Below are 12,816 nucleotides of genomic sequence, written 5' to 3'. Positions count from 1 at the left end.
TGGTCTGGATCATGGTGCTGTCCTCCGATGGTGGGGGCTGGGACAGATACCCACTGGGGGTATCTTACGAGCACCATAACTCACCCTGCGGAATACCCGCCAGGGGTATGCCGCAGAGGCTTTTCCAGGGAGCTCAGACCGCGTCGATCCTGTCGCGTTCGCACGCTCCCGGCTACGGTTCTGAGGCATGGCGCGATCACGCAGGGCCCGGTTGCCCGACCTCGACGAGATCGCCCTCTCCCTGCCGGAGGTGACCCGCGACCCCACGGAAGGCGGCCGGCCGGCATACCAGGTCAGGGGCAGGACGTTCGCGTTCGCGCGCGGCCCTCGCAAGGACGCCTTCGACCCCGGCACGGGCGAGCTCTACGACGACGTGCTCGCCTTCTCGTGCACCGCTGAGGACAAGGAGGCGATGGTCGGCGACGAGTCGAGCCCGTGGTTCACGACGCCGCACTGGAACGGCTACAACGCCGTGCTCCTGCTCGAGCGCGACCTGCCGAAGGTCACCGTCGCCGAGCTGCGCGAGGTGCTCACCGACGCCTGGCTCGCGAAGGCGCCCAAGCGGCTCGCCGCCTCCTTCGTCGAGGACCAGTCGTGACACGGAGCAGTCTTCGGAATACCCCTGCTGGGTATGCTGTTGTCGATCGAGAGGAGGTGGCGACGTGCCCGGATACACCGGCAGCAAGGACGACTACCTGAAGCGGCTGCGCCGCATCGAGGGCCAGGTGCGAGGCGTGCAGAAGATGGTCGACACCGACACCTACTGCATCGACATCCTGACCCAGGTCAGCGCCATCACCAAGGCACTGCAGGCCGTGAGCCTCGGCCTGCTCGAGGACCACGTGTCGCACTGCGTCGTCGACGCGGCGCGCGAGTCGGACGAGGCAGCCCAGGAGAAGGTGCGCGAGGCGGCCGACGCCATCGCCCGCCTCGTCCGCAGCTGACGTACTCCACCACCGACGGCCCCGCACCCGACCCGCCCCAGGAGGCACCCCGATGAGCACCCAGACCGAGATCACCGTCGCCGGGATGACGTGCGGCCACTGCACCGCCGCAGTCAGCCAGGAGCTGTCGGCGCTGCCGGGGGTGATGGCCGTCGCCGTCGACCTGCACCCCGGTGAGGACTCCCCCGTCACCATCACGAGCGAGGCTCCCCTCGACCCGGCCGTCGTCGCCGACGCCGTCGCCGAGGCGGGTTACAGCGTCCGATGAGCGAGGGGCGGACACCGGTGACGCCCGACGAGCAGACCCCTGAGGAGGTCCGGCTCGCCATCACCGGCATGACCTGCGCCTCCTGCTCCGCGCGCATCGAGCGCAAGCTGTCCAAGGTGGCCGGCGTCGAGTCCGCAACCGTCAACCTCGCCACCGAGAAGGCCAGCGTCTCCTTCTCTGCCCCGGTCACGGTCGACCAGATCATCGCCGAGGTGAAGAAGACGGGTTACGGCGCCAGCGTCATCGGTGGCCCGCCCGCCGCTCCCGCACCCACCGTCGCCGGGGCGACCTCCCCGAGCCCGCATGCCGTCCCGACCCACGCCCCTCGCCCCGCGGCGGGTGTCCTCCTGGAGAAGCTGCGCGCCCAGGAGCTCGCGCGCCACAAGGCGCGGCCCGCCGAGACAGCCCGCCCCACCGAGACACCCAGGGCCAGCTCGCCGAACGGGCACGGAGCACCCGGCGAACCGGCGCGAGCCGACGCCGACCATGCCGACCATGCCGACCATGCCGACCGCGGCGGCCACGTCGCCGGCGACCACGGGGCTGCCGACCACCTCGAGCACACCCCGGCGCAGGACGTCATCCGACCGCGCCTGGTCGCCGCCGTCGCCCTCACCGTGCCGGTGCTCGTGCTCGCCATGTTCCTGCCGTCGCTCGGGGCGAGCCCGTGGCTGCAGCTGCTGCTCGCGACCCCGGTCGTGCTCTGGTGTGCCTGGCCGTTCCACCGGGCCGCCGCCGTCAACGCCCGCCACCTCGCCTCCACCATGGACACGCTGGTCTCGCTCGGTGTCGTGGCGGCCTACGGCTACTCCGTCGTCGAGCTGCTCACCGCCGGCGGCGAGAGGGAGCTCTACTTCGAGGTCGCAGCCGTCGTGACGACGTTCCTGCTCGCCGGGCGCTTCCTCGAGGCGCGCGCCAAGGACTCCGGCAAGGACGCCCTGCGCTCGCTGCTCGACCTCGGCGCCAAGGACGTCGCGGTGCTGCGCATCGACCCGCAGACCCGCACCACGAGCGAGACGCGGGTGCCCATCGAGCAGCTCGTCGTCGGCGACCAGTTCATCGTTCGCCCCGGCGAGAAGATCGCGACCGACGGGGTCGTGCTCGACGGGTCGAGCGCCGTCGACGCGAGCCTCGTCACGGGCGAGTCCACGCCGGTCGACGTCGCCCCGGGCGACGCGGTCACCGGCGGCTCCGTCAACACGACCGGCCGCATCGTCGTCGAGGCCCGCAGGGTCGGCGCCGACACGATGCTCGCCGGCATCCAGCGGCTCGTCGAGACCGCGCAGACGGGCAAGGCGCGGGTCCAGCGGCTCGCCGACCGGGTGTCGGCCGTGTTCGTGCCGGCCGTCCTCGTCATCGCGCTCGTCACCTTCGTCGCCTGGCTCGCGACCGGCCACGGCCTCGCCCGCTCGCTCGCCGTCGCGGTGACCGTGCTGATCATCGCGTGCCCCTGCGCGCTCGGGCTCGCGACGCCGACCGCCCTGCTCGTCGGCACCGGTCGTGGCGCCCAGCTCGGCACCCTCATCAAGGGTCCACAGGTGCTCGAGGACACCCGCCGCGTCGACACGGTCGTGCTCGACAAGACCGGCACCGTCACCACGGGCGAGCTGCGGCTGCGCAGCATCGCGGTGCGCGGCCGGCTCTCGAAGAAGGCCGCCCTCACCGCCGCAGCCGCGGTCGAGCAGGGCAGCGAGCACCCCATCGCCCGGGCGATCGTCGACGGCGCGGCCCTGGCGCGCATCGACCTGCCTCGCATCCGCGACTTCCAGTCCAGCCCCGGTGAGGGCGCCAGCGCCCGCATCAAGGACACCGAGGTCACGGTCGGCAAAGCCGCGCTCTTCGAGAGCGTCGACCCGACCCTCGTCGAGCACGCGGCGCGGCAGGCGGGCACCACCGTCTTCGTCGGCTGGGACGGCGTCGCCGAGGCCGCCCTCACCGTCGAGGACACCGTGCGCGACACGTCGAGGGCCGCGATCGACCGGCTGCGCGCGCTGGGCCTGACGCCCTACCTGCTCACCGGCGACAGCGCCTCCAACGCCCGCAGCGTCGCCGAGCAGGTCGGCATCCCGGCGTCCAACGTGCGGTACGACGTCATGCCTGCCGACAAGCATCGGGTCGTCACCGAGCTGCAGCAGCAGCACAAGGTCGTGGCGATGGTCGGCGACGGGGTCAACGACGCCGCCGCGCTCGCCCAGGCCGACCTCGGTCTCGCGATGGGCTCGGGCACCGACGTCGCGATGGACTCCGCCGACATCGTGCTCATGCGCCCCGACCTCGACGCCGTGGGCGACGCCATCGGCCTCTCCCGCGAGACGCTGCGGGTCATCAAGCAGAACCTCTCCTGGGCGTTCGGCTACAACACGGCCGCGATCCCGCTCGCCGCCTTCGGCCTGCTCAACCCGATGATCGCCGGCGCGGCGATGGCGCTGTCGTCGGTACTCGTCGTCACGAACTCGCTCCGCCTCAAGCGCTGGCACCGCTGACCGGCATACGCCCCCGGGAACGACGAACGGCGGCCACCCACGTGGGGTGGCCGCCGTCGCGTGCGAGCTGGAGGGAGAGTCAGATGGTGACCTTGCCGTCGGGGGTGTCGAAGGTGACCGAGAGCAGGCCCGGCGTGCCGTGCGGCGCGACGAAGGTGAAGTCGATGCCGCCCTTGTCGAAGGTGTCCTCGGGGCCGAGCCACTCGCGGACGCGCTTCGGGTCACCGGCGATCTGGAGGTGGTCGATCGAGACGGCGGTGTCGGCGCCCGCGGACGGGTGGACCGTCATGTCGTCCCACTCGATGAAGTAGGGGACCTGCGGGTCGGCCATGAGGCCCTTGATGCCGAGCTGGCGCCACTTGAGCTCGGTGCCGTCGGGACGGTGCCGGTTGCCGGGGACCGACTCGCGGCCCAGGCGGTGCTCGACGACCGAGATGTCGTCGACCGCGACGACCCACCCGAGCCAGCCGCCGCCGGCCTCGGACGCGGCGCGCACGGCCTGGCCGAACGGCGCCTTGTCGGACGCGGGGTGGTCGAGCACCTCGACGACCTCGAGGTAGTGGTCCTTGGCCAGGGGAAAGATCACGTTGCGCGTGCCGAAACGGGGGTGGACCCCGCCATCGACCGCGGTGACGCCGATGAGCTTCGACAGCCGGTCGGCGGTGGCCTTGAGGCCACCGGCCTCTGCTGCATAGGAGACGTGGTCAACTCGCATACAAGACATCGTGACACACGCCAACGGGTGCTCTTGACCACCCCTCCTCGGCCCCAGCGCGCCCGCCCCGGACGTCACTCGCCCTTCGCGTGGCGGTCATGGCGTATGCCGTCGCACCGCCTCCCCCGGGTCAGCGCAGGTCTCGCTGGCGTACCGCCTCGTAGAGCACGATGGCGGCCGAGGCGGCCACGTTGAGGCTGTTCGCCTTGCCGTGCATGGGGATTCGCACCCGGTGGGTGGCGGCCTCGAGGAGGGTGCGGTCGGCGCCGTGCTTCTCGCTGCCGACGGCGATCGCGACGCGCCCGGTGTAGTCGACGTCGGTGTGCAGCAGGTCGGTCTCGGGGGTCGTGACGACGAGGCGGATGTCGTTGTCCCCGAGCCACTCGAGGGTCGCGGCCGTCGTGGCGCTCGCGGCCGGCACCGCGAAGACGGTTCCCTTGCTGGCGCGCACGACGTTGGGGTTGCCCCAGTCGGTGACCGGGTCGGCCGCGACGACGGCGTCGACACCGGCGGCGTCGGCGGTGCGGAGCATCGCGCCGAGGTTGCCCGGCTTCTCGACGCCCTGGCTGAGCAGGGTGAGGTGGTCGGGGCCGTCGACGCGGAGGTCGGCGAGCGCGACGCCGACCCGGTGGACGACGGCGAGCAGCCCGTCGGGGCCCTCGCGGTAGCTGACCTTCTCGAAGGCGGTGCGGCTCAGGTGGACGACCTCGACCCGGTCGCCCCGCAACCGCGCGAGCAGGTCGGCCTGGTGGCCGATGTCCTGGCTGCCGGCGCGCCCCGCGGGGCTGAAGAGCTCCTCGCAGACGTAGACGGTGCCCGGCCGGACACCGGCAGAAAGCGCGAGACCGATCTCCTCGTAGCCCTCGACGAGGGTTTGGCCCGTCTCCTCGCGGGTGCGGCGGCGGCGCAGGCCGAGCAGCCCCTTGAGGCGCGGGTTGGACGCTGAGGTGATGGTCAGCTCGCGGGCGTCGGTCGTGTTCGTCATCGCGCGCCCAGCATCCCACCCGCGCCTGGGTCGATGGCTGGTCAGGGGTGGACGACGTGCGGCGGCAGCCGCGTCACGCCCGAACGCACCGCGGTGTGGTCGTGCCGGTCGAGGTCGCAGCCGATGACGCCGTCGTCGACGACGGGCAGCGTCCACGTGTGGTGGGCGTGCCCCGGGTACGCGTGGTCGTGCCACTGCGCGTGGAAGACCTCGGCGAAGCCCGCGACCGCGGTCCGCCACGAGACCGTGCGGTCGGTCGGCGCCTCCACAACGGCACGGTAGGGCGGCCGGCGCTCGTAGGGTGAGCCCGTCAGGGCAGGCACGGCCGGCACCCCGAGGAGGGCCATGACGGAGCGAGCAGAGCAGACGGGGCCCGCGGCATACCCGCGGCTCATGCACACCGCCCTCGACACGGAGGACGCCCGCGGCCTCGCGGAGTTCTACCGCGAGCTGCTCGGCCTGCACTACCGGCCGGGGGACGAGCCGCCCACCGACGGCAGCGACGACGACTGCGACTGGCTCGTGCTGCTCGACGCCGACGGGGTGCGGCGGCTGGCCTTCCAGCAGGTCGACGCACCGTTGCCGCGCTCGACCTGGCCGGCCCACGACGTGCCCATGCAGCTGCACGTCGACTATGCGGTGCCGACCTTCGCCGAGCTGGAGCGGCACCGCGACCGGGCACTGGCCCTCGGGGCGGAGGTGCTGCTCGACCGCACCGACGACGAGCCCGAGGCTCTCGTGGTGCTGGCCGACCCGGCGGGGCACCCGTTCTGCCTGCTCGTCGCCGGCTGACCTCCTCGTCCTCCGCCGCCGCACCGTCGGCGCCCGGGCGTAGCGTCGCCTCATGACCACCCTTGAAGGACGACCCAACACGGCGCTGCTCGTCATCGACGTGCAGCAGCAGGTCGTCGCCGACGCGTGGGACCGCGACGGCGTCATCGCCCGCATCAACGGCCTCGTCGACAGGGCCCGCAACGAGCACGTGCCCGTCATCTGGGTGCAGCACAACGACGAGAACATGCCCATCGACTCCGACGGCTGGCAGTACGTCCCCGAGCTGACCCGGGGCGACGACGAGCCGCTCGTGCACAAGCGGTTCGGCGACTCGTTCGAGGAGACCGACCTCGAGTCGTTGCTCGCCGAGCGGTCGGTCGGCCGGGTCGTCGTCACGGGTGCGCAGACCGACGCGTGCATCCGGTCGACGCTGCACGGCGCGCTCGTCCGCGGCTACGACGCCACGCTCGTCGAGGACGCCCACACCACCGAGGACCTCCGCCAGTGGGGCGTGCCGGTCAGCCCCGAGCAGGTCATCGCGCACACCAACACCTACTGGAGCTGGTCCGAGGCTCCCGGCCGCAAGGGCGACGTGAAGCCGGCGGCCCAGGTCGACTTCGGTAGACGCTGAGCGCGGTCGCCGTTCGCCGGCACCTCGGTGACCGCCGGGTCGCCGGCCCCGCCTATGGTGTGGGCATGCTCGACAGGTTGGCCGAGCTGCCCTTCTGGCAGGCGTTCCTCGCGCTGTTCGCGAGCGCGATGGTGCGTTCCAACGGCACGTACTGGCTCGGCCGCGGCGCGGTCGCGAGCTGGCGCCGCTACCGCGGCACGCACGGCGAGCCGACCGCGCGGGCCGAGGCCCTGCTCCGCCGGCTCGGACCCGCCGCGGTCACCCTCTCCTACCTGACCGTCGGCATCCAGACCGCGATCCACCTGACCGCCGGCGTGATGCGGATGCCCCTGCGGTGGTACGTCCCGGCCGCCGTCGTGGGGTCGGTCATGTGGGCGGTGCTCTACGCGACGATCGGCCTCGCCGTCGTGCAGGCATGGCTCGCGGCCGAGGCCGGGTCGTGGTGGGGAGTGGTCGTGGTCGCGCTCGCTCTCGTCGCTCTGGTCGTGTGGGTCAGCGCCCGCCGGCGAACCCGGCGCGAGACCAGCCCGCTCGCAGAGGCGCAGTCCCCCCGCCGCTGAACCACCCGCCACACGCCGGCGTTGGGCCCGTCCGGCGACCTCCCGTAGACTCGTGCACGAGGGGAGTACTTCCTCGCGCGCTCCGGTCAGTACGGCGGTCCCACGACCGCCCCGGTCCGCGGCCGGCGTCGCCGGTGAAGGAGACCTCAGACGTTCATCGTTCTGAGGAGTCCCATGCTCTCCGTCCTGGCGCCCGCCGCCACCGCACCCGCAGCGGCCGAGGCCGCGTCCGGCGCGACCACCGCGTCGATCGGCACCCCCACCCTCTGGATCGCGACGGTCGCGGGCGTGCTCGCGCTCTTCGTCGTCGACTTCCTGATCACCCGCCGCCCGCACGACCCGAGCATGCGCGAGGCGCTCGGCTGGTCGGCGTTCTACATCGCGATCCCGCTGCTCTTCGGAGGCTGGCTCTGGTGGCAGTACGGCTCGCAGCAGGGAGTCGAGTACTACACCGGCTACATCGTCGAGAAGTCGCTCTCGGTCGACAACCTCTTCGTGTTCGTCATCCTGCTGTCGGCCTTCGCGGTGCCGCGCGAGCTGCGCCAGCGGGTGCTGCTCATCGGGGTCGCCGGCGCGCTCGTGCTCCGCGGCATCTTCATCGCGCTCGGCGCCCAGATGATCGCGAGCTTCGCGTGGACGTTCCTGCTGTTCGGCGCGATCCTGCTCGCCACCGCGGTCAAGGTCGGCCGCGACGCGCTCTCGCACTCCGACCACAGCATCGACGTCGACCAGCTGCGCACCGTCAGGCTGATCCGCCGCCTCCACCCCGTCACCGACGTGTATGCCGGCACGAACCTCACCGTCCGGCGTGAGGGTCGGCGGGCGCTGACGCCGCTGGCGCTGGTCGCGGTCGCGATCCTCGGCACCGACATCGTCTTCGCCGTCGACTCGGTGCCCGCCGTCTACGGCATCACGGGCGACCCGTACCTCGTCTTCGCGACGAACGCGTTCGCCCTGCTCGGCCTGCGCGCGCTCTACTTCGTGCTCGAGGGCGCCCTGGCCAAGCTGGTCCACCTGGGCCACGGACTGTCGCTCATCCTCGCCTTCATCGGCGTGAAGCTCGTGCTCCACTGGGCGCACGGCGTCTGGGCGGGCGTGCCGCAGGTCCCGACGCTGCTCTCGCTCGCCCTCATCCTCGGCATCCTCGCTGTCGTCACGGTGACGAGCCTCGTCGCCAACCGACGGGCGGACGAGCCGGCCGAGCCCGCCGAGCCCGCCGAGGCCACGAGCCGCTGACGGTGGGTCCTGGCCGAGGGGTCAGCTCGCGACGTCGGGAACCGTGTCGCCCGGGAACCCGAGGCAGGGCTGCACCTCGACGGTCATCATGCCGGCCTGCACGCACGGGTCGTCGGCCATGATCGTGCGGGCCTCGTCGACCGGCACGGTCATGACCGCGACACCTGCCGTGGTGTCCGACAGGACGGGGCACAGCACGGCGACCACACCGTCGGCCCGCATCGAGACCATGCGCCGCTGGTGCTCGAGCTCGATCGCCGCGGCTCCGTACTGGTGCCGGCCGGGCGCCCAGCGCAGCACCGCCAGGCTGAACGGTCTGGCGGTCGCTGCCAGGGCCTGGATCTGCTCGTCGGTCACGTCCGGGCTCATGCCTGTCACATCCCCAGCCTCTGGTGGTCGACCTCGACGAGCGCCACGACACGCTCCTGGTCGCGGCCGTAGGGCGACCCGATGTACTTCATCGCGATCTCGTCGACCACCTTCCACCCGGCCTCGCCGTCGAGCCACTCGACGACGCGACCCCGCAGGACCACGGGGGTGAAGGGGGAGTCGGCCGGCGTCAGCGAGATGGCGAGCCTGGGGTCGCGGCGCAGGTTGCGGGCCTTCTGGGACCCGGGACCGGTGAGCAAGGCGACCCGGTCGCCGACGGTGCCGATCCACAGCGGGATCGAGTGCGGCGAGCCGTCGGGGAGCGTTGTCGCCAGATGGGCGATGGGGGTGCCGTCCAGGACGGTGCGGACGTCGTCGTCGAGCATGTCGTGCCTTCCTGAGGGTGGGGCTGGTCCGAGGTGGTCTGCCAGGTTCCTTGAAGGAACTTCACTGACGGTAGCATCCGAAGTTCCCTCAGGGAACCCCGGATGCTAGGTTCAGGACATGCAACGCACCCGGTTCGGCGACATGACGTGCTCGATCGCCCGCACGCTCGACGTGATCGGCGAGCCGTGGTCCCCGCTCATCCTGCGCGACGTCTGGGTCGGCATGACGCGCTTCGAGCAGCTCCAGGCCGACCTCGGCATCTCGCGGAAGGTGCTCACCGAGCGGCTGGCCCATCTCGTCGAGCACGGCGTGCTCGAGCGTCGGCCCTACGACGCACGTCCCCGCTTCGACTACCACCTCACCGAGAAGGGCACCGAGCTCGTCGAGATGCTCATGGTGATGGTCCGGTGGGGCGACCGCTGGCTCGCCGGCGAGGCCGGGCCGCCGGTGCTCTACCGGCACCACGCGTGCGGGCAGGTCGCCGTCGTCGACCCGCGGTGCAGCCACTGCGGCCGGCCGATGCACGCCGACGACGTCGACGTCCTGCCGGGACCCGGCGCCGCCGTCTGAGCACCCACCGACTCGTGAGGACCTGAGCCGCCGGCGCTCAGGCCTCCCCCGCCGCCCGGCGCAGCAGCAGCGCCTTCTCGGCGTCGTTCTGGGCCATCTCCGCGGCCCGGGCGAACTCGGCGCGGGCCTCGTCGTCGCGGCCGAGCCGCGAGAGCAGGTCGCCGCGCACGCTCGGGAGCAGGTGGTAGCCGTCGAGGGCGTTGGTGGCCACCAGGGCGTCGACGACGACGAGCGCGTCGGCCGGACCGTCGGCGTACGACATGGCGACAGCCCGGTTGAGGTCGATGACGGGCGACGGGCGCACCGTGCCGAGCCGCTCGTAGAGCGCGACGATCTGCGACCAGTCGGTGGCGTCAGCGCTGCGTGCACGAGCGTGGCAGGCGGCGATGGCGGCCTGCAGCAGGTACGGCCCGGGGCCCGTCGAGGTGGCAAGGGATGACGCGCGGTCGAGGGCGGCGAGGGCGTGCCGGATGAGGCCCCAGTCCCACTTCGTGCGGTCCTGGTCGAGCAGCAGCACCGGCTCGCCGTCGCGGCCGATGCGGGCGCGGGTGCGGGACGCCTGGATCTCCATGAGCGCGAGCAGGCCGTGCACCTCGGGCTCGCCGGGCGCGAGGGCGGCGAGCACCCGGCCGAGCCGGACCGCCTCCTCCATGAGGTCGCCCCGCACCCAGTCGCGACCCGACGTGGCGGCATACCCCTCGTTGAAGATGAGGTAGACGACCTCGAGCACCGACGCGAGGCGCGGCGCGAGGTCCGCACCCGAGGGCACCTCTATCGTGACGCCGTCCTGGCTCAGCGTCTTCTTCGCCCGCGAGATGCGCTGGCCGATCGTCGGCTCGCTCGTGAGGAACGCCCGCGCGATCTCACGCGTGGTGAGGCCGCCGATCATCCTCAGCGTCAACGAGATCCGCGCCTGGGCGGTGAGGGCCGGGTGGCAGGCCGCGAAGATGAGCCCGAGGACGTCGTCGTCGATGTCCTCGAGGGCGGCGTCGAAGTCGGCCTCGGCCAGGTCGGCCACCCTCAGCTCCTCCATGTGCCCCACCTGCTGCAGCTTGCTCGCGAGGTTGACGTCGCGTCGGATGCGGTCGATGGCCCGGCGGCGGGCCGTCGACGTGAGCCAGGCGCCGGGCTTGCCCGGGATGCCGTCGCGGGGCCACTGCTCGAGGGCCTGCACGAAGGCGTCCTGGGCGAGGTCCTCGGCGAGGCCGACGTCACCGACGACCCGCGCGACGACGGCCGTCACCTTGGCGGCCTCCATGCGCCAGACGGCTGCGAGCGTGCGCTGCACCTCGTCGGGAGAGACGGCGTACGCGTTCGGCCGGGTGGGCGTGGAGGAGTCGTCAGCGGTGGCCTCGGTTGACACCCCGCCACTCTGACACGCTTCTCGAGTGGCGGGGCAGCGACCGCTGCCCTCAGCCGCCGGCGGCGTTGCGAGCCGCTTCGGCGCGCATCTGCTCCTCGCGCTCGATCATCTCGGGCGTGAGCACGTCGGCGAAGTCCTCGGGGGCGTAGACCTGGCGCAGCTCGAGCGCCTGTCCCGGGTCGGGCGCGCACGAGGTGGGCCACTTCTTCAGCCACTCGAGGGCCTCCTCGCGCGAGCTGACGTCGATGATCGTGAACCCGGCGATGAGCTCCTTGGCCTCCGCGAACGGCCCGTCGGTGACGACCCAGTCGCCGTCCTCGTAGGTGACGCGGGCGCCCTTGGCCGTGGGGTGCAGCCCCTGCCCGTCGACGAACACGCCGGCCTTGAGCATCTCCTCGTTGTAGGCCTGCATGTCGGCGAACTGCTGCTCGCTGCCGCTGAGTCCCCGCTCGGTCTCGCCGCTGGCGGGCACGATGATCATGAAGCGCACGATGGTCTCCTCTGTCGGTGCGGGAATCTCCCCGCGTCACCCCTACGTCGAACGGCACGTCCCCGCTTCGACACGGCCGCCGCGCCTCCGTCGGGGCCCCGCCATGGCTAGAGCTCGAGCCGGGCGGTGGCGGCGGACTGGACGCCCTCGCGGAAGGGCACACCGTCGCGCGCGGCCTGGGCGACGGCCTCGAGGATCGGGACGAGGCCGTCCTCGTCGACGTGCCCTGCGACCTCGTCGGCGATGGCCTTGACCTGGTCGGGGGCGTTGCCCATGGCGACGCCCCACGCGGCCCAGTGGAGCATCTCGAGGTCGTTGCGCTGGTCGCCGCACGCCACGGTGTTGATGGGCTCGATCTGCAGCCGTCGACGCACGAGCTCGAGGGCGCTGCCCTTGGACACGCCCTCGGGGTTGATGTCGAGCCACGCGGACCAGCCGACGGCGTACGACACCCCGTGCAGGCCGGCGCGCTCGACGAGCTCCATGAACTCCTCGGCCGTCGCCTCGGGCTGCCGCAGCGTGACACGGGTGACGGGGTGGGCGATGAGCTCGTCCCACTCGACCTCGCGCGACTCGCCCATGAGCTCGCCGTCGGGGAAGTGCTTGCTCACCTTGAAGCCGATGCCGGGCTCCTCGACGGCGATGAGCGCCTCGGGAAGGGCGACGCGCATCTTCTCGAGCACCGCACGGGGGTCGAAGGTGACCATGTCGATGATCGAGTAGCCCTGCGGCACAGTGGGGTCGATCTGCAGGGTCAGGGCGCCGTTGGAGCAGATGGCGTAGCCCTGGCGCAGCCCCAGTGCCTCGAGGACGGGGGTCGTGGCGATGATCGAGCGACCTGTGGCGACGACGACGGCGACGTCGTCGGGCAGGGCGCGCACGGCGTCCCGCACGCGGTCGGACAGCTCGCCCATGTGGTTGAGCGTGGTGCCGTCGAGGTCGAGGGCGAGCATTCGCTGGGCCATGCGCTCACCGTATCGTCCGGTTCGCCCCACCCCCGCCGACCCATCCGCTCGTCACCCGCGCGTGGCCCGCCGACAC

17 protein-coding genes are annotated in these 12,816 nt (G+C 72.1%); 9 read left to right on the top strand and 8 right to left on the bottom strand.

Translation table 11 applies throughout. The annotated features are described in order from the left end of the window. Nucleotides 1-187 precede the first annotated feature (187 nt). The 4 genes from ACFQ2V_RS18550 to ACFQ2V_RS18535 all read left to right on the top strand — a co-directional run bounded on the left by ACFQ2V_RS18550 (nt 188) and on the right by ACFQ2V_RS18535 (nt 3,695). A complete protein-coding gene (locus ACFQ2V_RS18550; RefSeq protein WP_386054374.1) occupies nt 188-598 on the top strand; it encodes an MmcQ/YjbR family DNA-binding protein in 411 nt (136 codons plus the stop codon). A gap of 64 nt (nt 599-662) precedes the next feature. Next, nucleotides 663-944, top strand: coding sequence for a metal-sensitive transcriptional regulator (locus tag ACFQ2V_RS18545; RefSeq protein ID WP_386054373.1), 282 nt, complete (start codon nt 663-665; stop codon nt 942-944). Nucleotides 945-996: 52 nt separating this feature from the next. Beyond that, complete coding sequence (locus ACFQ2V_RS18540; protein WP_386054372.1) at nt 997-1,212, top strand: heavy-metal-associated domain-containing protein; 216 nt, start codon at nt 997-999, stop codon at nt 1,210-1,212. Further along, entirely contained in the window at nt 1,209-3,695 is a 2,487-nt protein-coding gene (locus ACFQ2V_RS18535) for a heavy metal translocating P-type ATPase (protein WP_386054371.1), read from the top strand. The genes ACFQ2V_RS18540 and ACFQ2V_RS18535 overlap by 4 nt, the downstream gene beginning before the upstream one ends. Nucleotides 3,696-3,774: 79 nt before the next feature. Here ACFQ2V_RS18535 and ACFQ2V_RS18530 read toward each other — a convergent pair whose 3' ends face one another. The 3 genes from ACFQ2V_RS18530 to ACFQ2V_RS18520 all read right to left on the bottom strand — a co-directional run bounded on the left by ACFQ2V_RS18530 (nt 3,775) and on the right by ACFQ2V_RS18520 (nt 5,718). Beyond that, nucleotides 3,775-4,410 (bottom strand): VOC family protein, encoded by a 636-nt coding sequence (locus tag ACFQ2V_RS18530; protein WP_386054369.1) that lies wholly within the window; start codon nt 4,408-4,410, stop codon nt 3,775-3,777. Nucleotides 4,411-4,540: 130 nt separating this feature from the next. Next, nucleotides 4,541-5,395 (bottom strand): TrmH family RNA methyltransferase, encoded by an 855-nt coding sequence (locus ACFQ2V_RS18525; protein WP_386054368.1) that lies wholly within the window; start codon nt 5,393-5,395, stop codon nt 4,541-4,543. A 41-nt stretch (nt 5,396-5,436) separates the two neighbouring features. Next, entirely contained in the window at nt 5,437-5,718 is a 282-nt protein-coding gene (locus tag ACFQ2V_RS18520) for a hypothetical protein (protein WP_386054367.1), read from the bottom strand. A 22-nt stretch (nt 5,719-5,740) separates the two neighbouring features. Here ACFQ2V_RS18520 and ACFQ2V_RS18515 point away from each other — a divergent pair, with 22 nt between their 5' ends. From ACFQ2V_RS18515 to ACFQ2V_RS18500, 4 genes are all read left to right on the top strand, one after another. Beyond that, on the top strand, nt 5,741-6,187 hold the full coding sequence (locus ACFQ2V_RS18515) for a VOC family protein (RefSeq protein WP_386054365.1): 447 nt from the start codon (nt 5,741-5,743) through the stop codon (nt 6,185-6,187). Between the two features lie 52 nt (nt 6,188-6,239). Beyond that, complete coding sequence (locus ACFQ2V_RS18510; RefSeq protein ID WP_386054364.1) at nt 6,240-6,800, top strand: cysteine hydrolase family protein; 561 nt, start codon at nt 6,240-6,242, stop codon at nt 6,798-6,800. Nucleotides 6,801-6,865: 65 nt separating this feature from the next. Further along, entirely contained in the window at nt 6,866-7,360 is a 495-nt protein-coding gene (locus ACFQ2V_RS18505; protein ID WP_386054363.1) for a DedA family protein, read from the top strand. A gap of 174 nt (nt 7,361-7,534) precedes the next feature. Continuing rightward, the gene (locus ACFQ2V_RS18500) at nt 7,535-8,596 is read left to right on the top strand and encodes a TerC/Alx family metal homeostasis membrane protein (RefSeq protein WP_386054361.1); all 1,062 of its coding nucleotides are present in this window, start codon (nt 7,535-7,537) and stop codon (nt 8,594-8,596) included. Between the two features lie 21 nt (nt 8,597-8,617). Here the strand turns inward: ACFQ2V_RS18500 and ACFQ2V_RS18495 are convergent, their stop codons facing one another. Together ACFQ2V_RS18495 and ACFQ2V_RS18490 are read right to left on the bottom strand one after the other, a co-directional pair. Continuing rightward, a complete protein-coding gene (locus ACFQ2V_RS18495) occupies nt 8,618-8,965 on the bottom strand; it encodes a hypothetical protein (RefSeq protein WP_386054360.1) in 348 nt (115 codons plus the stop codon). A gap of 5 nt (nt 8,966-8,970) precedes the next feature. Further along, on the bottom strand, nt 8,971-9,351 hold the full coding sequence (locus tag ACFQ2V_RS18490; protein WP_386054359.1) for a TIGR03618 family F420-dependent PPOX class oxidoreductase: 381 nt from the start codon (nt 9,349-9,351) through the stop codon (nt 8,971-8,973). Nucleotides 9,352-9,469: 118 nt separating this feature from the next. Between ACFQ2V_RS18490 and ACFQ2V_RS18485 the strand changes: the two genes are divergently transcribed. After that, nucleotides 9,470-9,922: a winged helix-turn-helix transcriptional regulator gene (locus tag ACFQ2V_RS18485; RefSeq protein ID WP_386054358.1), complete on the top strand. Its 453-nt coding sequence runs from the start codon at nt 9,470-9,472 to the stop codon at nt 9,920-9,922. 37 nt (nt 9,923-9,959) lie between these two features. Here the strand turns inward: ACFQ2V_RS18485 and ACFQ2V_RS18480 are convergent, their stop codons facing one another. The 3 genes from ACFQ2V_RS18480 to ACFQ2V_RS18470 all read right to left on the bottom strand — a co-directional run bounded on the left by ACFQ2V_RS18480 (nt 9,960) and on the right by ACFQ2V_RS18470 (nt 12,740). Continuing rightward, nucleotides 9,960-11,180: an RNA polymerase sigma factor gene (locus ACFQ2V_RS18480; RefSeq protein WP_386054420.1), complete on the bottom strand. Its 1,221-nt coding sequence runs from the start codon at nt 11,178-11,180 to the stop codon at nt 9,960-9,962. Nucleotides 11,181-11,334: 154 nt separating this feature from the next. Then, a complete protein-coding gene (locus tag ACFQ2V_RS18475) occupies nt 11,335-11,766 on the bottom strand; it encodes a YciI family protein (protein WP_386054418.1) in 432 nt (143 codons plus the stop codon). 116 nt (nt 11,767-11,882) lie between these two features. Then, nucleotides 11,883-12,740, bottom strand: a complete 858-nt coding sequence (locus ACFQ2V_RS18470; RefSeq protein WP_386054357.1) for an HAD family hydrolase — start codon at nt 12,738-12,740, stop codon at nt 11,883-11,885. Nucleotides 12,741-12,816: the final 76 nt, after the last annotated feature.

This window comes from Terrabacter terrigena, from assembly GCF_042676085.1.
Classification (GTDB): domain Bacteria; phylum Actinomycetota; class Actinomycetes; order Actinomycetales; family Dermatophilaceae; genus Terrabacter; species Terrabacter terrigena.
Note: the sequence above shows the minus strand (reverse complement) of the source record. Positions and strands in the feature narration are given on the sequence as shown.